Raw genomic sequence first — 24,109 nt, forward strand, 5'->3', positions numbered from 1 at the left:
TTATGAAGAAATAGTCGAACAGGTTTCGCAAGCGTGGAATAAATTCATTTCTGTTCCTGATACGGTTAAAAGCATATGCTCTAGAGACTGGATAAAATTGACTTAATCTTTATGCAGATTGGTATTACTAGGTTCTAGCTAAAGCAGACTAGCCTAAGCAGAGATACTAGATAAATAGTGATGGAAAAACAAACATCACATTGCACTTGTTATTTATAAAAAGCGCATGAAGGGTAATGCTATATTTATCCTTGTTTTAGCATATACTCATGCAGCAATTCAGGAAACTTTTCCTGCGGTGGAAACTTACAAAAACTGTGCTTTGCCCCCGTACTAGCCCACTCAAGTTTTTCATCCGTGTAAGTTTCAATGAATGGTTTGTAGGTGCGAGAGTCATCTAGCATTGTTGAGCGAACATTTACAAAATCATCCAAACCTTCTAGGTGGGTAAATAACCAGCTCATACAATGTCCACAAAAAAAGTGCTGCGTACTACTGTCATGCAGCCCGCCAATAACAGGCGCTCCAGATGTAATAGAAAAGGCAGCTCGCTGAAATAATGAGCTTAAGCTAAATGCGCTAGACGTCATTTTCTGACAGCCAGTGCAATGACAAGCCATAGTGATCATTGGCTTTGCGCTAACTTCAAACTTTACCTGTCCACAACGACAATGGCCTTTTGTTTTATGAGATGTACTGTCCATTATAATCTTCCTTTAAGTTCAATTTTATCAACGCCGATGCTACGTTGAATGTATCACAAATAACCTTAGCACATGCTACAGGGTTTGATTGCGCTATAAAATGTCCGCCTTCAATCTCAACTTGGCTGAAGCTGGAACACATTGACGCTAAGTACTTCACCGCACTCACGCTTACCAGTAAATCTCTACTAGGGCGAATATAAGTCACTGGGCAATCTAACTCGCACTGTTGTTTTGAAAGGCCAGCTATGTTGCCTAATCTTAATTTGAGTTTACGTTTATTCGCTGTTTGCAGCGAAGCAAATACGGGATAAACCAACGTTTGGCTACCCGTTAAACTAAAACCAAACAGATAAAGTAGCTTTTTACTTAAATAATTTGCTGACAGTAAGCTAACGGGTAAAAAGCCTGCCAACTTAGATAACAAAGAAGGCGCTGAGATAAAGCTGGCCAAAAATACGATGCCTTTCACACGACTGCCAAGTAGCTTATAAAGCTCATAAGCCACCGGCCCAGAATAAGACTCCGCGACAATATAAATATCAGTATCTTTAAAACGCTTTGCTATTTCTGCCGCTTGTTTAGCATAAGTTACGCCTTCAAGTGATTCATATGAGATCACTTCAGTATTTATATTTTCAGGCAAGTTTTTTGTCAATTTAGCAAACAGACGGCCAGTCCCGTCAAGGCCAGGAAGCAGTATAATTTTCATATTTAAATTCAGCACCCAACGTTAGCATTCAAATACTTGAACTTTGATTTTGGCCAAGTGCTTTTGTGCACAAAAATCATGAGCAAAAAATATGAAACGCTAAAACGGCAGCAGGCACTTACTCTAACTCTAACCAATTTTCTATCACCCAATCTTTGAAATCACCATTGTGTAGATTGTGTGTAAGATCATCATGATCGTAGTATCCAATATTACCTTTTTCATTTATGGTGAAATAATTTCCATTCTCTTCGCAGAAAACAATAAAATCCTTAGGAACTCCAGATTGACGACCATCTTTTGTCATTCTTCTTAGGCAACAATACGGTTGTAAATCTGGTAGTACTAAACCTGGCTCTCTTACACCGAAAGTAACGCAACTAGCTTCAAGCATAAACTTGCGATATTGAGCTGGAAATTTAAAAGATAAGTCTTTTTCAGCACAAGACACTTCGTCTTCCGTTGGTAATATTAAAGGCTTTGGGACCGGTTCATTCTTTTCTTTTAATAGTGCTATGACTTCTTCAATTTGCATTGTATTTTCCTGACTTATAAATACCTATCAAACGTGGTAGCTTTAAACAACAAAACAGCACAAAAGTGGTAACCGAGATGTCGATTTTATGCAATATTTAGTTTGATAACACATTTCGCACTTGTTCTTCATTCTCTGCATATTCGTCTACAAGATAATTAATCAGCTCGTCGACACTGCGGCCAATTTCTCTAACTGCACTTGGGCTATCGATGTAATATACGATGAAAACAGGCGTCGCTCCCTCAAAATAAAAACCTGTTATCATGTCGTCTGATTCCCACAGCGGAATTACGTCTAAACCAGGTGATGAAAACCCGTCTGGTTCAAGATAATACTTTGGTTTATTGCACCTAAACTCAAGGTCTTCGTGCACAAAACCGCCTAGAGTGAGCTTCATTAAGCCACTCGTCAAATTGAGCTTAGCAATTTTTAGCACTCTAGCGTGCTCAGTGATCCTCATAGCATCCTACTCTTTGGTATAACAACCTTAGAAGGATTATACAGGGCCTTCTTAGGTATTAAAGTTACAATAGTTCTTATTTGAAGTATCATCTGAATTTAACACGCGCATTTCAAAATCGTTCGCTAGCGAGTATGTTGCCAACACTTCTTTGACTTCTCTAGATTTAACTACAGCAGCACATGCAGAAAGAATTCGTCTGCTTTAGCAGATGGCTCGCTTGCAGACTCATAACTTTGTTGCATTTCAATTGCCAGTTCAGTAGCTTGAGGCCACTTGGAGAGGTACGTAGATGTGAAATCGTATAGTCTCCACTGTGCCATAAAGTCTACGTCTCGTGAAAACATTTCCATCTCTGGTTCATCGTTCGTTAAAAAGCTCAATTCAAAATAGCCATGCCATGCAAAACATCCAAAATCGAAAACTAACATTGTTTGATTGCACAGCCGATGTCTCCACATTTTTAGTTCGTTTACAAGTATAGTTTGTAGTCGTTGACGAAATTCTAAAACTTCCATTTTAATACCCTATTTTTATCTGATCAGAACCCATGGCAAATCAGTCAGGTAATATGCGCTCATTAAGTGAATTTACAATAAATAGAGCCTATTACTCCCAAACTCTACCAAACTATGGCAAGACACTTCTGCCATTTCAATTCGAAACCCCTGAACCTCAATTATCCCTTCATTTTTATCAAAACTAACCGAATACACCTGGCCAGTTTTAGGTAAAACGAATTTATAGGCGTTAATTTTTCAAAGCTTTGCGCCAAATATAACTATGACCATTACATTGTCTGAAGTAACTCAATACTCATAATTCATTATTTTAAATTAATGTTTACTCATGGATCAAAGTTAGTCTTTAATTCTGCCTAACAGTTCAATTACTTCTTGCACCACCCTATCTGGTTCATCATTTTGAGGATAATGATAGCTCTTATCAGTTAATACAGCTTTACCTTGTGGAAAAGACTCAGCCCAAGCTGAATGCAATTCGCCCCACATTTTTCGGCCTTCATCGGTAAAAAAGAGTAATGGCGGATTTTTATACTTTTTCACGGATGCAATAACGGTTACTGGAATATCTGGGATCTGTGGATAATCTGGCAATGGTCTTTTCGCCCAAAAGTCCAGATACTGGTTGGACATACCATTGGCCATATCGTCTAATTTCACTTGTGCTATTTCTTTCTCAGCTTTTGCAAGATCAATTTGGCGCATGATATCAACATCACGCTCCGAAGCAGGCTCAATCAGCATGAGGGCTGAAACCCACTCAGGGTAAGTTGCAGCGAATCGTCTTGCGGTATAAGCACCATATGAATGAGCAATATAGACGATTGGTTTTTCAACGTGTAACGCTTCAAGTAACATGAGAGCTTCGTTTGCATACTCTTCCGAGCTGTAATTTTTTCTCAATTGCGTAGAACCGCCGTTACCAACTCTTGAATAACGAATGATGCGGGCTTCCTTTGCAAACTTTTCAAAAACCGGCTCCCAATCAGACAACCCCGCAGAGCCACCAGCCTCTAAAAATACAGTATGCTTGCCACTCCCCGCGATTTCGTACTCAACATCATAGCCATTAACCTTAATAAAACTAGGCTTGGCAAACACACTTGCCGTGACAAAAAAATAGCAAAGCATCAATCCAAATTTGACTTTTCCTCCTTAACGACTAAACCTGTAGATAAACTCATTTTAAATTCACTTTTATTAATGAACCATAGCCAAGTTACTATTTTGGTTCAATTATTTTTTGTATTAAAAGCTAGAGTAATAATCTTATTCGCGGTGGTTTTTTCAGACAGCTTAATTAATTTAGTATCGACTGTAACTATGCTTCGGCACACAGCAAAAACAAGAAAGCGCGGTGTAAACACCACGCTTTCAACTAACTCAAATCTGCTTAAAACTTACCGCTTATGGCTTATGGCTTAAAGCGCTAGTCTTCACTTTCCATAAACCGTTGCAATTGGTCTTTAAGGTTCGGCGGTATACCTTTAATAACTAACGTATCAGTGGCCTCATTGTACATTACCCGTTCGCCTAAGTGTTTGCGCTCAAAACTGATGCTCACGCCGCCGCCAAGGCCAGAGAATTTAACCATACTGGTAACAGTTTTTTTATCGACCGGGAATGACTCTTCTAGGTCATAGCTTTGCTCTTTGCAAAAGCTTTCAAATGGGTTGTCGTCACCTTTGGTGAGCGTTGCTGATAACTCGCTGACGTTAGCATCTTCACCAGTAGTAACGCAGTCATTACAGTAATCAAATACTTGTTTACGCAGATCGTCTTTTTCAGATTTATCAAATTGTTGCTCTGATAAATAATCTTCAACTGCATTGAGCATTACTTGGCTTTGCTGTTTAGGATCTATGCCTTCTTCGCAACCTAAAAAGTCTAAGAAAAAGTCGGCGACTTTGCGCCCTGCTCGGCCTTTAATAAATGAGATATAACGATTGTCTTCTGCTTGGGTGTCCCACGCAGTTAAATCGATGCGTGCAGCTAGTTGCATGCGGGAAATATCTAAATGGCGTGACGAGGCTAAATCAAGCTCAGAGGTAATAGAGTAATGCTCTTTGATGTTGATCATTGCAATCAGCATATAATCGGTTGCTACGTATTGATAATGACAAAATACTAAATAGCCAGTTTCGTTAAACGCGTACTTATCAAGTTCCTCTTTAAGTACAGCTGAAGCTTGCTCTGTCATGTGCCAAAAGCCAAGCTCGCTATTGCGGTAACTTTGCATGGCTGATGCAACTACAGAGTTTTTATCACCACTAAAAGCACAGTACCCTTTACCTGGTTTGCCGTTGTATGCGTGATGAAGTTGCTCGATGAATACAGCGACTTTATCATTCACTGCCATTTCGTCATTGCGCAAATGAATTTGCGTATCGTCGTCTTTTTTGTCTACATAATGAACGACTAACTTTTTAACATCTATTGCCATCTTTGTTTTTCACGCCTCTGGTGTTAAAATGTGAGAATATAACTCTTTTATTGAACCAACTGATGCCAATCTTATCAAAATATTCTAATGATGAAGTAGAACAAATCGTCGATCAGCTCATTGATGTGTTAACTAAGCACAATGCGCCGGTTGATTTAAGTCTTATGTGTTTAGGAAATTCTATCACGCATATCTTAAAAGAGCATGTACCAACAGGGAAAAGACAAGCGGTTGCAGACAATTTTGCCAAAGCACTTGCGCAATCGGTTAAATAGACTTTATGAATTTATCGCAGCACAATCAGTTTTCGTCTAAAGCGAGTCAATTATTAAGTTGGGGGCATTTGTTTACTTTTGCCAATATCGGCTTAGTGTTGCTTATAAGTTTAAGTTACTTATTTGCTGACTCTCCTCCCACCAGCTTTATGGGTATGCTTTATATGCTAGTGACATGGCTTAGCCACACTAGTTTTATTACCTTTATTGCCTTTGTGCTGACGGTATTTCCGCTAAGTTTAATATTTCCTTACCCACGTCATATCCGCGGTATGGCAGCAATACTTGCCACCTGTGGTGCATCACTACTGACGCTTGATGCCTATGTGTATTTTAATTTAGGCTACCATTTAAGTAGCTCTGCATTACCTGAAATTATTACCTTATTATGGCATCGTTTAACCAGCTCTCCAGCGCTGACAACCCTGCTCGCTGGCGGAATTGTGATGCTTATTTTTGCATTTCAATTATTAGCAAGTAACTATACATGGCACCATTTAGCCCGCTTAAAACAATATAAATTTGCTCGTTACGCCAGCTCATTGTTATTAGTCTGTTTTGCGATGAGTCACAGTATTCATATTTGGGCTGATGCAAATTTGAAGTTTGATATTACTAAGCAAGATAATGTCTTACCCTTGTCCTACCCAACGACAGCAAAAAGTTTATTGGCAAAAAATGATTTACTTGATATTGAAAGTTACGAGCAAGCGCATAACGTAAAGGTTAATACACAAAATGTAGATTACACGGCTCCAACACCAATTGCTCGCTGTGAAGAATTTACTGCTGCGACAGTCGATATTTTAGTGTTTAGCTCTGCGCCTGCGTTAACTAATTTTGCTAAACAGCACAAAAATTTAAATAAAACCGAGCAGCTTTTACAACCCGTTCATCATCAAGATGTGCTATTTAGCTTGATTTACGGTTTACCTGCATACTACAAGCCAGCCTTAATGACAGAGCAAACATTGCCGGTGTGGCAAAGTAATCGTCGTAGTATTAGTGTCAGTGGCTTTAATGATTTTAACTATATCAATAGTACAACAGCGGGTGATGCAGCAATTCGTATCATTAACGCCGATGAAAACACTGCGCTTCGTGAGGGAGTCAATCAAGTATTTGCATTTAGTTTAGCCGATGTTGATCACGGTATTGTGAGTGCTTCATCTTTATACAGCACGGATAGAAAAGTAACCCGTACTGAAGGCTTGATCCAACCAAGCGATTTAATTGCCACAAGCGTTGGCCAATATTTAAATTGTGCTGATATCGCAAAGCAAAGCATGCTAGGCGTTAATTTGTATAACAAAAAAGGCGATATGGGCGTTAATTATTCGCAAGGCGTATTTATTGCCTATAAGAAAGACCGTATTACATTAATTGATTCTGATGGTAATTATAAAAATATCTCTGCTGCACAAGGCTTTTCAATAGAGCAAGGTTTAGATATTCCGTTTTTAGCACAAAGCATTAAAAAGCTAAAAACCTTTACCGAATAACTGCTACTGGCAATTTACCCAAGTTAGGTTATAGTTTTCATATATGATTATGCCCTAACTAGGGAAGGCTAGCGTAATGAAACTGTGTACTCTTTTCGTTATTTTTATTAGTTTGCTATTTGTTGCTGATCAGGCGGCTTCCGCAGATCAATATTACAAGTGCGTAACCGACAGAGGCACTACATTTAGCCAATTCCCCTGTGGCGGGCAGGCAACGCAACATAAAATAGCAGTGTCGCCCAACGTCACTCCGGCTACTGTAAATCATGTCAAAGCGCTTAACTCCCTTGAGCGTGAACAAATTATTCGTAATCTCAACGCTGAGATACGCAGTGTTAAATATAAACTCGCCATTTTGAGTCGTGACCGTGATCGCGCTGAATACGAGCAACTGCAAAGGCTAAATCGTTTAATGAGTGATGATGATAAAAAAAAGCTGAGTAAAGAGATAAAAAAGCAGCTAAAAGTGATCAATAAAACGTTTGCCAAAAACACCAAAACGACCACCAAACAGCTCTCCGCACTCGAAAAAAAACTGAAACGTTATGAATAAACTATTGGGTTTTACCAATATATAGCATACTCTTAACATGTGTAGAGCATATACTCTACAGGTCATTTTGGAGTACCCGTTCATGCAACCACAAAACATTGCCGAGCTAATTTTAAATGGCTTTAAAAAGCATTATAAATTATTTCAGCAGATCACCGCACAAGCACCTCTGGCATTTGCAAATAAAAACTGGACAAAAATGCACGACATTAGTCGCTTGCGGATCACTTATTACGATGATCGGGTTAACGAAACCACCCAGCAACTACAAAATCAGCAATTAGCCAATCAATTGGATGAATCACTCTGGCTGCAAACAAAACAAATCTACCAGCACTTTTTAACGTTTCATCCACAAGCAGAATTAGCCGAAACATTTTATAACTCTGTGTTTTGCCGCTTATTTCATCGACGTTATTTTAATAATGATTTTATTTTTGTAAAAGCCACCTTGGCAGATGCTCCTGCGCTTCCTGTAGAAGCAGAATACCGCAGCTACTTTCCTGTTGTAGACGGCTTAAAGCCCACTATCCGTAAAATAATTAATCAATTTGATTTTAAAGCCGATTTTGTTAATTTAGAGCGCGATATACGACTTTTAGTAAAAGCGTTTTATAAACAAGCACCCGACACCCATCACCGTGCGTGGCAAATGCGCTTTGACATATTACAAACGCCGTTTTATCGCAACAAAGCAGCCTATATTGTCGGCCGTGTAGTATCACAAAGTGGTGTGCAGCCATTTATTATTGCGGTGTTACATCATCAAGAGCAAGGTCTGTATCTCGATGCTTTACTGACTAACTCATCGCAAATGCGGGTTATTTTTGGCTTTGCTCGTGCTTATTTTATGGTTGAAACCCACGCTCCTTCCGCATTAGTTCGGTTTTTAAACCAACTAATGCCCAACAAAACCTTAGCAGAGCTTTACAATGCCATTGGCTTTCATAAACAAGGTAAAACCGAGTTCTATCGCGAGTTTTTAACCCATTTACAACGCTCCAGTGATGATTTTGTGATTGCCCCTGGCACACCGGGCATGGTGATGATGGTATTTACCCTACCTTCATTTGATTATGTATTTAAAATAATTAAAGACAAATTTGGTGAAAGTAAACCATTTGGCCGCGATACCGTTCTCAAACGCTACCAATTAGTTAAAAGCCATGATCGGGTTGGTCGTATGGCAGATACCATAGAGTATTCTAACGTCGTATTCCCTGTTGCGCGTTTTAACGCTACATTGCTTGCACAGCTTAAACAAACTATTGGTTCATCAATGATCATCGAAGGCGACTTACTGATCATCAAACATATGTATATTGAGCGACGCATGACGCCACTGAATTTATATTTAGAAAAAGCTAATACTGAAGATGCCGCTGTTGCCATTGCAGAATATGGCCAAGCACTCAAGGAAATGATCGCCGTTAATATTTTCCCAGGCGATATGTTGCTTAAAAACTTTGGTGTCAGTAAACACAAACGCATTATTTTTTATGATTATGATGAAGTGCAATATTTAACAGACATGAACTTTAGAGCACTGCCTAAAGCCAAAAGTTATGATGACTACTTAACCAATGAGCAAAGTTACTCTGTGGCACCACAAGATGTATTTCCAGAGCAGTTATGCACTTTTGTAATGCCGAACCCGCAATACAAAGCAGTTTTCAGCCAAACACATCCAGAACTATTAGACGTCGCATTTTGGCAGCAAGCGCAACGAAATATAAAAGCAGGGGTCGTTAGCCATATCTACCCTTATCCAGCAGCGCAGCGTTTTATCCATCAATGGTAGACGAAAGGACACACAATGAATATCAGTAAAATAGATTTAAACTTACTCGTTTATCTCGACACATTATTACGCGAATGTAATGTTACTCGCGCCGCAAACCAGCTTAGCATTACACAGCCGGCAATGAGTAATGGTTTAAAACGTTTACGTAACCTGTTTAACGATCCGATCTTAGTACGCACCAGTGATGGTATGGTGCCCACTGAACGAGCTATTGAATTGCAGCCGGTGATCCGTGGCATCTTAATGACATTAGAAGAAACGCTTGCACCAAACCGTGAATTTGAGGCCAGCCAAAGCAAACGGGTATTTAGGATTATGGCCAGTGACTATGCTGCCAGCACCTTAGCACCTAAGCTACTGAGTAAATTACACGATGAAGCGCCGGATACCACACTCGATATTCTCACTCCAAGTGATGTTACTTTTCATGATGTAGAAAACGGTAAAGTTGATATGGCAATAAATCGTTTCGAAAACCTACCGCAGTCGTTTCATCACAAACGTATTTGGAAAGATAGCTTTTGTTGTTTAGTAAAAGCTGACAACCCGATCATTGAAAATTTTAGCCTCGATAGTTATTTAAAAGCTCGGCATATTTGGGTAAGTAAAACAGGTTTTGGTGTCGGGGTTGGTATGGATCCTAAAGACGTACAAAAACTTGGCTGGGTTGATGAAGCGCTCGCCCACTTTGGTAAACACCGAAATATTGCCACATTCACCCGTAATTACCACGTTGCAATACATCTAGCGAAAGAGAAGAACCTGATTGCGACACTCCCTTCAAAAGCCGCTAATATTTATTTAGATGATCCTGGTTTGCAAATTCTGGAGCCTCCCTTCCCTATACCACCATTTGAGTTAGATATGATTTGGAGCCCATTACTTCACAGAGATGCCAGTCATATTTGGTTACGCCAAAAAGTAGCCGAAGTTGCAGATGAATTAAAGTAACGCTCTTACAAAAGCCCTGTAAAATTTGCTTACTGGTATTTTCAAGTAAGCAAACATCAATTTAAAAGTATTAATAATCATGATGTTAAAATAATTTAAAAATGGAATGGCAATTGCTTTAAGTTACTTGAACTTTAATATTCATTTAACTTAAAGAGGTCAATATTATGAATGCCCAGCAAGGAAACGAAGTAAATCATATCACTGACATTATCCAAGTAATGAACAGCGGCATCGACTTTTATGAAAAGGCGCAGGAAAAAGTACAAGATCCAGCCATTGGTGCGCTATTTCAGCGTATGATAGACGCACGTAAAGTCAGCGTTGAAAACTTACAGCCTTACGCTATTAATCAGCAAGGTGAACGAGAAGATGGTTCGTCTTTTGCTGTTGAAGCTCGCCGAGCATATACCGCACTGATCACAAAATTTAGTGCCAACAACGACCAAATTTATGTCAAAGAGCTTGAAGAAGTGGAAGATAAAACACTTGAAGAAATTAAAGCTGCCATGAAAAAACCACAACCGCACGATTGTGAAGCCGCCCTCGCTAAAGTATTACTGACCATGCAAAGCTGTCATACGGAGATGAGCCGTATGCAGAAGCATTAACCACAATGCTTAAATGAAAGCCCAGCCACGCGCTGGGCTTTTTTATGCTCATAATTATAGTTAAATGATTTTTATAACAAAATAATGCAAATAATTAATAAAAATAGCATATTTATTTAACCACAGCATGATTTTAATCGTCTAGGCTTATTAATAGGTACCTACTATCCCGCTGTGGCGCCGCAGCATTTTATCAAAAATAACAAGGTTCCATTATGAGAAATAAACAACATGTAAACCCACAAAACGCTGACGTTGATATGACGCCGATGCTTGATATTGTATTTATACTTTTAATATTTTTTATTGTTACAACTTCATTTGTAAAACCTGTGGCAATAGAGCTGCAACGGCCTGTAGATAAACCCAGTATTGATAAACAAACTAAAAGTGCTCATTTTAGTATTGACCAAAGCAATGCGGTGTATTTTGCGGGGCGATTAATTGACTTAAACCAAGTTGCCACTAACCTTGCGATGTTTGCTGCGAAGTATAATATCGCCACAGTACAAATAGCCGCTGACGAAAACAGTACGCATCAAACTTTAATGACAGTAATGAATAATATCAAAGAGTATGATAACTACCCCATTGCACTCACATCACACTAAAAGCAAAAAAAGGGCCAGACGGCCCTTCAAAACTAAATAACGTAGGAGAAGTTATTTTTAGAATCGGTATTCAGCACCTACATAGTAGTAAGCACCGTTAAAACCAAATGGTGCTGAACGGCGTGAGTACTCAAATACACCGGTTGAACTGATAATAGTATTACCAGAAGCATCAACAATTGTGCCTGAGCGAGAATTACCTATGGTATTTTTATCAGGGTAAACGTCAAATAAATTGTTTGCACCAATATTTAGTGACAAGTTGTCTGTGACAAAATAATTTACTTTTATATCGGTAAGAATTTCAGCGCCGTAAGTCTGGCGACCGCCATCTTCAACCGTGTATTCGCCATAACGATTGAGCGATAAGTTTACCGTCCAATCTTCAAGGCGATATAATGCACTTAAGTTTACTCTGTCTTGTGGTTGCCATTCTTCGATGATTGAGGTTTCTTGCGAAGAAAATACATCTTCGACAGGGATCGTTTCCAAACCACTGCCCGCAGGAGTAAATAAATCAACCACATCGGTTTCAGTAAAGTTAGCCGCTAATGTAAAATCTAGGGTACCGCCTAAGCCTTCCGTGTTCCATGTCGCAACAAAATCCACACCTTGCGTTTCGGTATCTGCACCATTTAAGAAAAACTGCCCTGCACCTGCGCCAGAACTAACCAATGCAGCATCTAGCGTTGATGACAACCCTTTACCTAAACGGTTACTGATCACAATACGGTCGTCAATATCAATTGAATAATAATCAACGGTAACATTAATATTATCCGTCACGTTATACACAATACCTAAGCTCATGTTTTGTGACTTTTCTTCTTTAAGTTTTGGAATACCAATACTCTGTGCAAGTGTGCTGTCGTTTCTAAAAGTACCAACTTCTTCTGCAATTAGATCGCCATTAGGACCAACTACAAACTGGGTACTGATATTATTGAAATACAATTGCTGCATTGATGGTGCTCTAAAACCAGTACTCACCGCACCGCGCAGTGAAACGTCATCAGTCACCGACCAGTTACCCGCTAACTTAAAGTTAACCGTATCACCAAAGCCTTTGTAGTTATCGTAACGCAGTGCGCCAGAGATAATTACATCATCAATAATGTAAGTTTCAGCATCAAGGTAAAACGAAATCACATCACGTGATTCATCCACAGAAGATTCCGGCGATGAACCACCAAAACCTTGAGTACCACCTGCTGCATTTTCGCTGCCAATACCACCGCTCATACCATCGTAAATATTAACACCATTATTAGTATCATAATCACGGTAAGCGTATTCACTGCCTTCTAAAATACGATATTCATCGGTGCGAAGCTCGGCACCCATTGCCAGTGAAAAATTATCATAGTCTTGTGTAAAATCAAGATTGATTGTTTGCAGTGATAACTCCATGCCATACGCATACGCTTGGCGAGGAATAGTGGCACGAATATCATCAGCACTTAAACCTTGATCATAACGTAATAAATTAGCGTATGAACCATTGATAGTGTCACTAGTGGTATAATCGATGCTGTTTTCACCATAGGTGTATGACAGGTCAAGACTAGAGCTATTATCAAACTCTTTTTTAAAGCCAAAGTTATACGATATATCATCAATGGTGGTGTTGATCATTGGCAAGAAGCCCATCGGGATCACCGCATCACCATCTTGTAAAACTGGGTTGCCATCAGCATTGGCATTATGACGGAAGAACGCGGCTGATTCGTTATCTCGGGTTGAATAAGTAATAAAGCCATAGAGCTCACCACCAGCAAGTTCATAACCGGTATTCACCGTTAAAGCAAATTGTTGCGAGTCTGCATCACCAATTCTAAACGTATCACGTGGTGCAGTCAGCTCACGAGGATCGCCCGCTAACAGCGTGCCATCATCAAGCTCTGTGCAACCATAAAACTGGCAAGAGCCATGTAAACCGGCACGATTTGTAGGTGCACGGTCGCGGTAGTTGACAGTGGTATTTAAATAACCATCATCGCCTAAGGCAAAGCCTTTATTAAAATCAATCGTAACGGTTTCGCCATCACCTTCAGAATACTGGCCATAGTTAACTGCGGCTTTACCGCCTTCATCAGCATCTTTTAATACGATGTTGATAACACCCGCAATCGCATCTGAACCATATTGTGCAGCCGCACCATCACGTAGCACTTCGATACGTTTAATTGCAGCAGCTGGGATCGCATTCATATCTGTACCTGCAGTACCACGACCTACAGATGTATTAATATGGATAATGCTGGCTTGGTGACGACGTTTACCATTGATAAGTACTAATGTTTGATCTGGCCCTAAGCCACGTAAAGTGGCAGGTCGTAGTGCATCAGTACCATCACTGATCGATGAACTTGAAAAGTTAAAAGACGGTGCGATAGCTTGTAACATACGGCCGACTTCTGTTTGTCCGGTATTTTCTAGCGCTTCAGCACTTAAAATATCAACAGGTACGGGTAAGTCTTCGACCGAACGCCCTGCTACACGGCTACCAACGATGGCGATTTTTTCAATATTTTCTTGAGCGGCTTGTTCTTGTGCATTAGCAACTTGGCTATTGGTTGCCATTAAAAGTGGTATTACAGCAGCACTGACCCCTGAAAGCTTTCTCATGTTGTTATCATTCCTATTGATTTGTTTGAGTTTTATACTCAGTAAACCATTTTGATCAACAACCGCATCGAGTTCAGTATTTTTCAGCATTGTACTAAGCGCTTCTAACTGAGTGTAATAACCATACACTGATTGAGCTTGGTATTGTTTTGCTAAGTCAAACGAAAAAACCACGGTTTGTTCTGTTTGTTTTGCAAACTCTATCAATGCTTGATCTGCTCGCTGCGCTTTTATATCAAATTGTACCATCTGTGGATTTGCAGCCTCAGCCTGAACATTTAGGCTAAATACTAAAGGTGCTAATACAATTAACCCACAAATTGGATACGTTTGGTTACTGCGCAACTTATACAAACAGTTGAGAAAGAATAATCCGCTATGCAATCCTATTTTTTTATTAATTATTTTTTTACTTTTTATATTTACCATTGTAACTTCTGACACTTTAAATCAAAGAGCAAGCATAAGCTTAGCTGTGATCACCGTGTTTTAGGCTTACGATATGTTCACCTAAACGTTCATGCTCAATGGCTAAATTGATGCGCAGGCTATCAAGTAAACCGATAATATCACCGGCTTTAAACACCCCAGCCACTTTTAAAGAAGCTAATGCAGGATCAGCAAGTTCAAAACGCGTTGCGGTATAGCGACTCACTTCTTGCAGTGCTTCGCTTAACGACTCGCCATTAAAAATTAGCATACCTTGTTGCCATGCCAGATCCCGTTGTACATCATCTTGTGTTAACCGTTTGATTGGCTTAGTAATGCTTTCTTTAATTAATGCTTTTTCGCCAGAGATAACAATACTAGCATTAATTTTTTTCACACTGTCGGTATCATTACTAGCACTTTGCAATTGAACAAAATCATCAGCATTTACTGCAACCGAAGGATCCGTGATCATCACTTTACCCTCAGTAACAACCAACTCAAGATCCGATGCTGCATTACGTTGCACATTAAAAACAGTCCCCAGTGCGGTAAATGACTTATCGCCCGCCATCACCGTAAATGGACGTGCGGCATCTTTAGCAACATTAAAACGCCCTTCGCCTCGACTTAAAATCAGTTGTCGGCGGTTTTTTGTATACGCAACTTCTAATAAGCTATTGGTATTTAATTGCACTATCGTACTATCTGGTAGCACAAACGTTGCTTGCTCACCGACTTTAGTACGGTAAATTTTACTGTACTTGGCTTGTTCTTGTGGTGTTGTTGGCCACTGTTCAATACCAACAAATATAAAGCTGGCAACTAGCAATGCGGCAAAGACACTTGCCGCAATCGAAAAATTAATTTCTCTGCGGGCAGGCTTATTGATGCTATTTTTATTGGGAAATAAGCTACTCAACTCATTTAATACGCTCAGTTCATCCCATAACTGGGCTAACTCAAATACCGCATCTTGATGAGCTTTATTTTGTTGCACCCAGTGCTGAAATTGCATACGTTCTTGCTTTGATAAGCCCCTATCCATAGCACTTATCCAACGACTGGCATCTGCTTGAATAGCATCTTTAGACGAAAATTGATGAATATTACTCATTTTCCCACCCTCCTGGCAGGTTCAATAGTGGCACTGCTGTGCTCACCTAACTGCTCATGTTGCTGCATGTAGCGCATAGATTGTAACAGACCTTTGGCAATATGTTTTTCAACCGTACTTTCACTTAACTTCATTTGCGCTGCGATTTCTTTTTGGCTCATGCCATATACTTTCTTTAAAATAAAACATTTTCGCACTGGCTGGCTTAGTTGCTCAGTAGCACGGCAAAACAGTAAAAAGCGCTCTTTTGAGGTCACTTCATCCTCAAGCTGCATAGATCGCAACGACTGCTGATAATCATCAGAGGTATCTAATGAATCGCAATGCTGATTATCCCATTTAGCAATATGGTTAAGCGCCAAATGCTTGGCAGTCTTTAGCATATAACTGCGCGTATATTTAATATCTTGTTTTAAATCAGCCTGATAGCTCTTAACAAAGGTTTCTTGTACTATATCTTCCACGTCATCTGGTTGTACAATCCGCGAAACAAAACGTCGCAACTGTGAAGACAGATCAATAAATGTTGTAGATAATGTCGGCTTGCGCGTCATTATTAACTTTACCCTTGCTATTATTATTACGCCTAGGGTACGAGTTTTAGCGCCAATTACAAGGCAATTTGTTAATTTTGTGGTTATTAAAGCAGTTTCGCTAACAAAGCACTTACAGCACGTCATAATTAAGCTATTGTCATACAAAACAATGACTTCATTATTTTATAAACAGCTTTATTGCGGGGCGCATAAAAGCGCTCAATTATTTAGTTATTAAACTAAATTACGCTTTAAAAACCACGGTTGCTGCGACTTGGTTCATATAGCCCTAATATGTTCTACACTCTTTAAAATGCAATGAAAAAAATAAACACCAGCATATACCTGTAAAAATTTAAGGTATACACTCGTATTTAACTAAGCTAAATGGATTAAGCACCACGTAAGTCAAGCTGATGATAAAATCAACAGAATGTCATGCTATTAGCTTATAAAATGTTACATATTATTTATACTTAACAATTGGAACTGTGGAGTAACCATGCGTCTGTCTTTCGCACCATCAAAATTATCTTTATTCTTATTTACCTCGGCTTCGTTGTTTCTACAAGGTTGTAGTGAAGCACCTAAAGCCGAACAAGCAGCAATGCATCCAGCAGCTGTGGCAACAACCATAGCAACCTATGAAGATGCCCCATTCACTATTGAACTACCGGCAACCTTATCAGGTTCTAAAGAAGTTCAAGTACGTGCCAGAGTAACGGGGATCCTAGAATCTCGTAACTTTGATGAAGGCCAGACAGTTAAGCAAGGTCAGTCACTTTTCACTGTGGATTTAGCCCCCTATCAATTGGCGGTTGAAAGAGCGCAAGCAGCTCTTAATGGTGCAAAAGCATCTTTAGTGCAAGCCGAACGTGAAGTGAAACGATTAGCCAAACTACGTGCTGAGAAATCAGTCTCACAACGGGATTATGATAACGCCAGCTCCACCCAAGATATTGCTAACACGACGTTAGAGGCCGCGAAAGTTGCATTAAAAGAAGCCCAACTGAATTTAGAATATGCGCAAGTAAAAGCACCTGTCGCTGGAGTGGTGGGCCGTGAATTTGTGTCGGTAGGTACTTTTGTATCAGGTCCCGATCTATTATTAACGCAAATTACCCAGTTTGATCCTATTCGTTTACGATTTGGTATTTCTGAGCGTGAACAATTACAAATGCGTCAAGATGTTGCAAATGGCTCATTATCGCTGCCAGAAAAAGGTCAGTGGCACACGAGCATTAAATTGCAAGACGGTTCACTCTCCAATAAAAGTGGCAAAGTTAACTTCTCCGATGTACGTATTAATCCAAATACCGGCACCAGCGAACTACAAGCAATTATCCCCAACACTGATTTTGAACTTCGCCCAGGTCAATTTGTGCGAGTGATGTTAAGTGGTGCGGTACGCAAAAATGCATTTGTAATACCGCAACGTGCGGTACTTGATAATGGCACTGGTAAATTTGTTTATGTAGTCGCTAAAAATGAACAAGGCGGCACGATTGCGCGCCCAGCTCCCGTTGAAGTAGGTGAGTGGATCCAAAAGCCAGATAATCAAGGTGATAAAAACTTTTGGTTGATTAAATCAGGCATACAGCAAGGCGATGAAGTGATCATCGATGGTATGGCAAAGATTTTCTTTCCAGGCATGCCAGTGGCCGTTAACAATGCAACAAACAACGTAAGCGCAGAATAGGCGCAGGGAGTTTTATGTTTTCTCGTTATTTTATCGACAGACCTATTTTTGCGTTTGTGATCTCAATTGTTATTGTGCTGGCGGGCCTGGCTGCCATGCGCAGCTTGCCGATCGCCCAATACCCTGAAATTGCCCCACCCGTTGTGCAAGTGACAGCAGCCTATCCGGGTGCGTCGGCTGAAGTACTCGAACAAACCGTAGCCGCGCCGATTGAAAATGCGATTACCGGTGTTGAAGGTATGATGTATATGTCTTCAACCTCGACCAGCTCTGGTGCAACAACCATTGAAATAACGTTTGAAATTGGCACCGATATTGACCAAGCAGCAGTTAACGTCAATAACCGTGTAAAGCAAGTTGAAGCTCGTTTACCTGAAGAAACACGGCGCCAAGGCGTGGTGGTGCAAAAAGGTTCATCGAGTTTTTTGCAAGTTCATGCGTTTTATTCACCGGACGGCACTCGTGATAGTCTATGGACTTCAAACTATGTCACCCTGAATATTTTAGACCGTATTAAACGTGTTCCTGGTACAACGAGTGTACAAATTTTTGGTGCGAAAGATTACGCCATGCGTATTTGGCTGCGCCCTGATGTAATGAGTCAGCTCGGTGTTACTGTTGAAGAAGTCGCAGGGGCAGTTCGCAGCCAAAACTCTCAATATGCAGCCGGTTCGATTGGTGCAACCCCCACTTCACAATCAGCGCAAGAGCTGGTTTACAGTGTTACCGCTCAAGGGCGTTTATCAGAGCCTGAACAATTTGAAGAAATCATTATTCGTTCAAACCTTGATGGCAGTAGCTTACGTTTAAAAGACATTGCCCGTGTTGAACTTGGTGCAAAAGATTATAACTTCAGAGGCACTATCAACGGCAAAGAAGCTGTACTATTAGGTATTTTCCTACAACCTGGTGCCAATGCACTTGATGTAGCAGCAGAAGTTAATGGCGTATTAGCAGAGTTAACTCAGCAATTTCCCACTGGACTTGCTCACTTAAATTCGTACGATACCACCCGTTTTGTTGAAGTCTCGATCCGCGAAGTAGTGAAAACACTACTTGAAGCAATGGTACTGGTTTTCTTAGTGGTGTTCTTATTTTTACAAAATTGGCGCGCCACACTGATCCCAACTCTTGCCGTACCGGTGTCATTACTTGGTACGTTTGCTGGCATGTATATGCTTGGTTATTCTATTAACTCATTGACTTTATTTGGTATGGTACTGTCTATTGGTATCGTAGTGGATGACGCCATAGTGGTACTTGAAAACGTAGAGCGTATCATGCACGAAGAGCATGTGAGCGCCCATGAAGCCGCAATAAAAGCGATGAAAGAAGTATCAGGACCTGTTGTTGCTATTGTTCTAGTACTTTGCTCAGTGTTTGTGCCAATTGCATTTCTAGGTGGCTTAACTGGCGAACTATTCCGTCAGTTTGCGATCACCATTTCAATTGCTGTGAGCTTATCTGGCATAGTTGCACTAACAATGACCCCTGCTTTATGTGTGCTTATTTTAAAACAAGAGCATAAACAGACCGCAAGCTTCTTTTTATGGTTCAACCGTGTATTTACTAAAATAACCAGTAAGTATGTGGGTGCTGTTGGTTTTATGGTGCGCCGAGGAGCATTAGGTTTATTGCTGATGATTGGTATGGTGTCAATTACCATTGGCCTTTGGAAAAGCACTCCAGGTTCATTAGTGCCTGATGAAGACCAAGGCTACTATATTTCAGCTATTTTCTTACCTGACGGCTCATCCCTTGAGCGTACAGAAAAAGTAGTAGCTGAAGTTATTAGCGCCGTACAATCTAATCCTGCCAATGAAAATGTGGTGGCATTTACAGGCTTTGATTTTATTGGCGGCGGTTATAAAAACAGTGCAGCCACCTTATTCGTCACCCAAAAACATTGGGATGAACGAGAGGTTGATACTAAAAGTTTGGTTAATGAGCTGTTTATGAAAACTGCGCATATCAACGAAGCACTTGTTTTAGCGTTTAACCCCCCTGCTATTTTTGGTTTAGGGAGCACTGGCGGATTTGAATTTTATATTCAAAACAAAGGCGCAGGTGGCCCAGAAAAACTGCAACAAGCCATGGGTTTAATGATGGCTGAAGCACAAAAAAGCCCTATTTTAAGTGGCCTACAAACGTTGTGGCGACCAAATGCACCGCAACTTAAAGTTGATGTAGATCGTGAACAAGCCCGCGCAATGGGCATTGAAATTGACGATGCCTTTACAGCCCTTGCCGGCACACTGGGTACTTATTATGTGAACGACTTCAATAAGTTTGGCCGAGCTTGGCAAGTACTCATGTCAGCAGAAGCTGAATTTAGAATGAAGCCTGATGACATTGGACGAATTTATGTAAAAAACAGTCAAGGTACTATGGTCCCTATGTCTGCGTTTACTAATATTGAATATAGCCGCGGACCAGAAAATCTAAATCGTTATAATAACTTGCCTGCGGTAAAACTGCTCGGTAATGCTGCACCCGGTTACAGCTCTGGCCAAGCAATTGCTGAAGTTGAACGTATTGCAAAAGCAGTATTACCACCGGATATGACCTACGACTGGACCGGCTCTGCGTATCAAGAAAAACGCAGCTCAGGTACCACAGGAATTGCTTTAGGCCTTGCGGTGATCATGGTTTTCTTAATCCTTGCAGCACTATATGAGCGTTGGTCATTGCCACTATCGGTGATGCTAGCATTGCCATTTGGAACCTTTGGCGCATTGGTATCAATCTGGTTAGTAGGCATGACTAACGATGTGTACTTCCAAATCGGCTTAGTGACCTTACTTGGTTTAGCCAGTAAAAATGCCATTTTGATTGTTGAATATGCATTGATGAAACATCAACAAGGTTGGAGCGCAAGCGCTGCAGCACTTGAAGCTGCCCGCCTTCGATTTAGACCCATCATCATGACTTCGATGGCCTTTATTTTAGGTGTAGTGCCATTAGTATTGAGCTCAGGCGCCGGTGCAGGTGCACGTCATAGCGTTGGTACTGGCGTTATGGGCGGCATGATGGCAGCAACCTTCCTTGCCGTGTTCTTTGTACCACTGTTCTTTTATTGGTTAACTGAGCGCAAACTTACTGAAAAACGCTCGCGAGCAGATTTATCCGATGAAATTGCAAGCCACCACAAGCGTGAACATGTCGACACCCAAGAGGGTAATTTATGATTTAAGCTCAGCTACAAAAATATAAGGGCAAACAGTGGTTTGCCCTTTTTTATGGTAATTTGATAACTAGCAATTTTATACTGTCGGCGCTACTATTAAACTATTGCGTCGAGGAGCCTTATGATGAATAGTGAAAAATTAACCGAGTTTGAGCAGTACTTTCAGATTGATGAAAGTAATCGAGTAAATTTATTTGCTGTTGACGATAGCAAAGTGCCTACTACCTTAGCGCAACTAGAAGCAGATATCCCACCGTTATTTAAATTGGCCAATGAGGTTAGTGAATTAGAGCAAAGCTCGTTAAGACCATTGCGTAGCCTTGGTGATTTGGCACAAGAGCTTGCCGTATTTTTACAAGCACAATCGCGTAAAATCGACTTGATCATGAGCCATATATTAGCCTCAGAGCAGCCCGAAGATAACGCCATTTATTGTGATAGCTACGGCGGTGGCGGTGTCAAACTAACCGATACAAAAGTCTACTCTATTGGCCAAGTATTTCGCACTAAATTATTTTTACAGCATGAAGCCTCTGCTATTTATTGTTATACCGAGGTAGTTGCGGTTAATAAGATTGACGATGAACACTACCAATACACCCTACTTTTTAAAGCCATCCGCGATACTGATCAAGAACTTGTGGTACGTGCTAGTTTACATGCACAAACCAGACAACTGAAAAAGCGTCAGCTGCTGCAACATGAAAGCGACAACTTTGATAACCAAGACACAACAGAGCCAACAAAACCAGAATAATATAGATACTAGCAACCCTCATTTTGAAGTGGCTTGGCTATAGTTGAAATGCTAAACTAATAGCACCTTTGTTTGTTTATTAAATTCATGAACTTTAGACTTTTACCCGAATGGGCTGAGCAAGACGCCGTTATGCTCACTTGGCCACACCAAGCCACTGATTGGTGCGACAATTTAACCGCTGTAGAGCCTGTATACGTGCAATTATGTCAGCATATTTGTAATGCAGAGCAATTAGTGATCATCGCTCATGATGAAGCCTTAAAAACACACATTAGCCAGTTATTGCATAGCAACGCTGTTGATTTGAGCCGCGTGCATTTTGTTGTTACTCCCTGTAACGATACGTGGGCACGTGATCATGGCCCATTAACCTGCGCCGCAGTTGCTGATAATAGCCAACTAAAAATTGTTGATTTTACCTTTAATGGCTGGGGTAATAAATTTACCAGTGAATTAGATAATAAAATTAATGCGGTACTAGTTAAACAACTTGCCGATACGCGCAATCAATACCAAGCGCTTGATTTAGTTCTTGAAGGTGGCGGTGTAGAGATTGATCAACACGGTGTACTATTGACCACCAGTGAATGTTTGCTTAATCCAAATCGTAATCCAAATCTAACCCAACAAGACATTGAACAGTGCTTGCGTGAACAACTTGGCGCCACCGACTTTTTATGGGTTGATCATGGCTATTTAGCCGGTGACGATACCGACAGTCATATCGACACTTTAGTGCGTTTTGCGCCTAATGATACCTTAGTGTATGTAAAGTGTGATGATAAAAATGACCAACACTTCAGCGCTCTTGATGCCATGGAAAAGCAGTTACAAGGTTTTAAAACAACAACAGGTAAACCTTATACCTTAATTGATTTACCATGGCCAAAAGCCGTATTTAATGATGATGGCGACAGGTTACCTGCCACCTACGCAAATTATTTAATCATTAATGGAGCTGTACTTGTGCCTATTTATGCTGATGCCAATGACGAATTAGCCTTAGCACAAATTCAAACGGCCTACCCTGAGCATCAAATAATAGGCGTAAACTGCTTACCAATTATTCATCAATTTGGTAGTTTACACTGCATTACTATGCAATTACCCCGTGGATTTTTAGCTGGAGCATCATTATGAGCAGCCCTGCAAATTTAACCGTTGCCTTAGTGCAGCAAAGTAACAGTGATAATGCCGCACAAAACATGGCAAAATCAATTGCCGGTATTCGCGATGCCGCAAGCCAAGGCGCACAACTGGTGGTGTTACAAGAATTACATCGCAGTCTGTACTTTTGTCAAACCGAAGATGTTGATGTATTTGATTTGGCAGAGACTATTCCTGGCCCAAGTAGCGACACTTTAGCTGAGCTTGCAAAAGAATTAAGCATTGTTATTGTTGCCTCTTTATTTGAAAAACGTGCCACAGGGCTTTATCACAATACTGCGGTAGTGCTTGAAAAAGACGGCACAATTGCGGGTAAATACCGTAAAATGCATATCCCTGACGATCCAGGCTTTTACGAAAAGTTTTATTTCACTCCGGGTGATTTAGGTTTCGAACCAATTCAAACTTCTGTCGGCAAACTTGGTGTCTTAGTGTGTTGGGATCAATGGTTTCCAGAGGCTGCGCGTTTAATGGCAATGGCCGGTGCTGAACTATTAATTTACCCAACCGCAATTGGCTGGGATCCACGTGATGACGAAGGCGAGAAAACACGTCAAAAAGATGCGTGGGTAATATCGCAACGCGCACATGCGGTTGCCAATGGCGTACCCGTGATTAGTTGTAATCGTGTCGGTCATGAAAGTGATCCAAGTGGTCAAAGTGATGGTATTCAATTTTGGGGTAACTCGTTTATAGCGGGTCCTCAAGGTGAACTGCTAGCAGAAGCCAACAACACTGATGAGCAACTGTTACTTGTTGAACTTGATCAAAAGCGTTCTGAAAATGTAAGACGCATTTGGCCGTACCTACGCGACCGTCGTATAGATCATTACCACGATTTAACCAAAATATATCGCGATTAAGAATAAATTAGCGCCTCAGTTGAGGCGCATTAAAGGAG

General features: G+C 40.6%; 22 protein-coding genes. 12 read left to right on the plus strand and 10 right to left on the minus strand.

Features of this window, described 5'->3' with window-relative positions:
- Positions 1-245 precede the first annotated feature (245 nt).
- The 7 genes from H5158_RS13415 to yejK all read right to left on the minus strand — a co-directional run bounded on the left by H5158_RS13415 (position 246) and on the right by yejK (position 5,378).
- On the minus strand, positions 246-704 hold the full coding sequence (locus tag H5158_RS13415; RefSeq protein WP_182718597.1) for a GFA family protein: 459 nt from the start codon (positions 702-704) through the stop codon (positions 246-248).
- Positions 685-1,416 carry an alpha/beta fold hydrolase gene (locus H5158_RS13420; RefSeq protein ID WP_182718596.1) on the minus strand — a complete coding sequence of 244 codons (732 nt, stop codon included), beginning with the start codon at positions 1,414-1,416 and terminating at the stop codon, positions 685-687. Before H5158_RS13420 ends, H5158_RS13415 begins: the two co-directional genes overlap by 20 nt.
- Positions 1,417-1,534: 118 nt before the next feature.
- The gene (locus tag H5158_RS13425) at positions 1,535-1,951 is read right to left on the minus strand and encodes an SMI1/KNR4 family protein (RefSeq protein WP_182740230.1); all 417 of its coding nucleotides are present in this window, start codon (positions 1,949-1,951) and stop codon (positions 1,535-1,537) included.
- A gap of 97 nt (positions 1,952-2,048) precedes the next feature.
- Entirely contained in the window at positions 2,049-2,351 is a 303-nt protein-coding gene (locus tag H5158_RS13430) for a hypothetical protein (protein ID WP_182718594.1), read from the minus strand.
- A 233-nt stretch (positions 2,352-2,584) separates the two neighbouring features.
- Positions 2,585-2,932, minus strand: a complete 348-nt coding sequence (locus H5158_RS13435; RefSeq protein WP_182740231.1) for a hypothetical protein — start codon at positions 2,930-2,932, stop codon at positions 2,585-2,587.
- A 342-nt stretch (positions 2,933-3,274) separates the two neighbouring features.
- Complete coding sequence (locus tag H5158_RS13440; RefSeq protein ID WP_182740232.1) at positions 3,275-4,066, minus strand: alpha/beta fold hydrolase; 792 nt, start codon at positions 4,064-4,066, stop codon at positions 3,275-3,277.
- Between the two features lie 298 nt (positions 4,067-4,364).
- A complete protein-coding gene (gene yejK, locus H5158_RS13445) occupies positions 4,365-5,378 on the minus strand; it encodes a nucleoid-associated protein YejK (RefSeq protein ID WP_149982371.1) in 1,014 nt (337 codons plus the stop codon).
- A gap of 62 nt (positions 5,379-5,440) precedes the next feature.
- Here yejK and H5158_RS13450 point away from each other — a divergent pair, with 62 nt between their 5' ends.
- The 7 genes from H5158_RS13450 (at position 5,441) to H5158_RS13480 (ending at position 11,685) form a co-directional block, all read left to right on the plus strand.
- Positions 5,441-5,653, plus strand: a complete 213-nt coding sequence (locus H5158_RS13450; RefSeq protein WP_016707302.1) for a DUF1414 domain-containing protein — start codon at positions 5,441-5,443, stop codon at positions 5,651-5,653.
- Between the two features lie 5 nt (positions 5,654-5,658).
- Complete coding sequence (locus tag H5158_RS13455; protein WP_182718592.1) at positions 5,659-7,155, plus strand: DUF3413 domain-containing protein; 1,497 nt, start codon at positions 5,659-5,661, stop codon at positions 7,153-7,155.
- 76 nt (positions 7,156-7,231) lie between these two features.
- A complete protein-coding gene (locus H5158_RS13460) occupies positions 7,232-7,708 on the plus strand; it encodes a DUF4124 domain-containing protein (protein ID WP_182740233.1) in 477 nt (158 codons plus the stop codon).
- A gap of 82 nt (positions 7,709-7,790) precedes the next feature.
- On the plus strand, positions 7,791-9,509 hold the full coding sequence (gene aceK / locus H5158_RS13465) for a bifunctional isocitrate dehydrogenase kinase/phosphatase (protein WP_145233564.1): 1,719 nt from the start codon (positions 7,791-7,793) through the stop codon (positions 9,507-9,509).
- Between the two features lie 15 nt (positions 9,510-9,524).
- Positions 9,525-10,463 (plus strand): LysR family transcriptional regulator, encoded by a 939-nt coding sequence (locus H5158_RS13470; protein WP_145233562.1) that lies wholly within the window; start codon positions 9,525-9,527, stop codon positions 10,461-10,463.
- 167 nt (positions 10,464-10,630) lie between these two features.
- Positions 10,631-11,074 carry a PA2169 family four-helix-bundle protein gene (locus tag H5158_RS13475; protein ID WP_145233559.1) on the plus strand — a complete coding sequence of 148 codons (444 nt, stop codon included), beginning with the start codon at positions 10,631-10,633 and terminating at the stop codon, positions 11,072-11,074.
- A 215-nt stretch (positions 11,075-11,289) separates the two neighbouring features.
- On the plus strand, positions 11,290-11,685 hold the full coding sequence (locus tag H5158_RS13480) for a biopolymer transporter ExbD (protein ID WP_145233557.1): 396 nt from the start codon (positions 11,290-11,292) through the stop codon (positions 11,683-11,685).
- A gap of 57 nt (positions 11,686-11,742) precedes the next feature.
- Here the strand turns inward: H5158_RS13480 and H5158_RS13485 are convergent, their stop codons facing one another.
- Genes H5158_RS13485 through H5158_RS13495 form a run of 3 tightly spaced genes read right to left on the minus strand, consistent with a single transcriptional unit; the run spans position 11,743 to position 16,413 of the window.
- The gene (locus H5158_RS13485; protein WP_409076821.1) at positions 11,743-14,742 is read right to left on the minus strand and encodes a TonB-dependent receptor plug domain-containing protein; all 3,000 of its coding nucleotides are present in this window, start codon (positions 14,740-14,742) and stop codon (positions 11,743-11,745) included.
- Between the two features lie 40 nt (positions 14,743-14,782).
- Positions 14,783-15,859, minus strand: a complete 1,077-nt coding sequence (locus H5158_RS13490; RefSeq protein ID WP_145233555.1) for a FecR family protein — start codon at positions 15,857-15,859, stop codon at positions 14,783-14,785.
- Positions 15,856-16,413, minus strand: a complete 558-nt coding sequence (locus H5158_RS13495; protein ID WP_145233553.1) for an RNA polymerase sigma factor — start codon at positions 16,411-16,413, stop codon at positions 15,856-15,858. Before H5158_RS13495 ends, H5158_RS13490 begins: the two co-directional genes overlap by 4 nt.
- Before the next feature lie 484 nt (positions 16,414-16,897).
- Between H5158_RS13495 and H5158_RS13500 the strand changes: the two genes are divergently transcribed.
- From H5158_RS13500 to H5158_RS13520, 5 genes are all read left to right on the plus strand, one after another.
- Positions 16,898-18,094: an efflux RND transporter periplasmic adaptor subunit gene (locus tag H5158_RS13500; protein ID WP_182740234.1), complete on the plus strand. Its 1,197-nt coding sequence runs from the start codon at positions 16,898-16,900 to the stop codon at positions 18,092-18,094.
- 14 nt (positions 18,095-18,108) lie between these two features.
- Complete coding sequence (locus H5158_RS13505; RefSeq protein ID WP_182740235.1) at positions 18,109-21,282, plus strand: efflux RND transporter permease subunit; 3,174 nt, start codon at positions 18,109-18,111, stop codon at positions 21,280-21,282.
- A gap of 123 nt (positions 21,283-21,405) precedes the next feature.
- On the plus strand, positions 21,406-22,038 hold the full coding sequence (locus H5158_RS13510; protein ID WP_182740247.1) for a PilZ domain-containing protein: 633 nt from the start codon (positions 21,406-21,408) through the stop codon (positions 22,036-22,038).
- A gap of 87 nt (positions 22,039-22,125) precedes the next feature.
- Positions 22,126-23,181 carry an agmatine/peptidylarginine deiminase gene (locus H5158_RS13515; protein WP_182740236.1) on the plus strand — a complete coding sequence of 352 codons (1,056 nt, stop codon included), beginning with the start codon at positions 22,126-22,128 and terminating at the stop codon, positions 23,179-23,181.
- Positions 23,178-24,071, plus strand: a complete 894-nt coding sequence (locus tag H5158_RS13520; RefSeq protein ID WP_182740237.1) for a carbon-nitrogen hydrolase — start codon at positions 23,178-23,180, stop codon at positions 24,069-24,071. The genes H5158_RS13515 and H5158_RS13520 overlap by 4 nt, the downstream gene beginning before the upstream one ends.
- Positions 24,072-24,109: the final 38 nt, after the last annotated feature.

The organism is Pseudoalteromonas sp. SR45-6, from assembly GCF_014163545.1.
Lineage (GTDB): Bacteria > Pseudomonadota > Gammaproteobacteria > Enterobacterales > Alteromonadaceae > Pseudoalteromonas > Pseudoalteromonas rhizosphaerae.

Excerpts from the sequence above, each read along its gene's own strand:
- H5158_RS13415 (WP_182718597.1), bottom strand. The coding sequence starts at position 704 with ATGGACAGTACATCTCATAAAACAAAAGGCCATTGTCGTTGTGGACAG.
- H5158_RS13420 (WP_182718596.1), bottom strand. The coding sequence starts at position 1,416 with ATGAAAATTATACTGCTTCCTGGCCTTGACGGGACTGGCCGTCTGTTT.
- H5158_RS13425 (WP_182740230.1), bottom strand. The coding sequence starts at position 1,951 with ATGCAAATTGAAGAAGTCATAGCACTATTAAAAGAAAAGAATGAACCG.
- H5158_RS13430 (WP_182718594.1), bottom strand. The coding sequence starts at position 2,351 with ATGAAGCTCACTCTAGGCGGTTTTGTGCACGAAGACCTTGAGTTTAGG.
- H5158_RS13435 (WP_182740231.1), bottom strand. The coding sequence starts at position 2,932 with ATGGAAGTTTTAGAATTTCGTCAACGACTACAAACTATACTTGTAAAC.
- H5158_RS13440 (WP_182740232.1), bottom strand. The coding sequence starts at position 4,066 with ATGCTTTGCTATTTTTTTGTCACGGCAAGTGTGTTTGCCAAGCCTAGT.
- yejK (WP_149982371.1), bottom strand. The coding sequence starts at position 5,378 with ATGGCAATAGATGTTAAAAAGTTAGTCGTTCATTATGTAGACAAAAAA.
- H5158_RS13450 (WP_016707302.1), top strand. The coding sequence starts at position 5,441 with ATGCCAATCTTATCAAAATATTCTAATGATGAAGTAGAACAAATCGTC.
- H5158_RS13455 (WP_182718592.1), top strand. The coding sequence starts at position 5,659 with ATGAATTTATCGCAGCACAATCAGTTTTCGTCTAAAGCGAGTCAATTA.
- H5158_RS13460 (WP_182740233.1), top strand. The coding sequence starts at position 7,232 with ATGAAACTGTGTACTCTTTTCGTTATTTTTATTAGTTTGCTATTTGTT.
- aceK (WP_145233564.1), top strand. The coding sequence starts at position 7,791 with ATGCAACCACAAAACATTGCCGAGCTAATTTTAAATGGCTTTAAAAAG.
- H5158_RS13470 (WP_145233562.1), top strand. The coding sequence starts at position 9,525 with ATGAATATCAGTAAAATAGATTTAAACTTACTCGTTTATCTCGACACA.
- H5158_RS13475 (WP_145233559.1), top strand. The coding sequence starts at position 10,631 with ATGAATGCCCAGCAAGGAAACGAAGTAAATCATATCACTGACATTATC.
- H5158_RS13480 (WP_145233557.1), top strand. The coding sequence starts at position 11,290 with ATGAGAAATAAACAACATGTAAACCCACAAAACGCTGACGTTGATATG.
- H5158_RS13485 (WP_409076821.1), bottom strand. The coding sequence starts at position 14,742 with ATGGTAAATATAAAAAGTAAAAAAATAATTAATAAAAAAATAGGATTG.
- H5158_RS13490 (WP_145233555.1), bottom strand. The coding sequence starts at position 15,859 with ATGAGTAATATTCATCAATTTTCGTCTAAAGATGCTATTCAAGCAGAT.
- H5158_RS13495 (WP_145233553.1), bottom strand. The coding sequence starts at position 16,413 with ATGACGCGCAAGCCGACATTATCTACAACATTTATTGATCTGTCTTCA.
- H5158_RS13500 (WP_182740234.1), top strand. The coding sequence starts at position 16,898 with ATGCGTCTGTCTTTCGCACCATCAAAATTATCTTTATTCTTATTTACC.
- H5158_RS13505 (WP_182740235.1), top strand. The coding sequence starts at position 18,109 with ATGTTTTCTCGTTATTTTATCGACAGACCTATTTTTGCGTTTGTGATC.
- H5158_RS13510 (WP_182740247.1), top strand. The coding sequence starts at position 21,406 with ATGAATAGTGAAAAATTAACCGAGTTTGAGCAGTACTTTCAGATTGAT.
- H5158_RS13515 (WP_182740236.1), top strand. The coding sequence starts at position 22,126 with ATGAACTTTAGACTTTTACCCGAATGGGCTGAGCAAGACGCCGTTATG.
- H5158_RS13520 (WP_182740237.1), top strand. The coding sequence starts at position 23,178 with ATGAGCAGCCCTGCAAATTTAACCGTTGCCTTAGTGCAGCAAAGTAAC.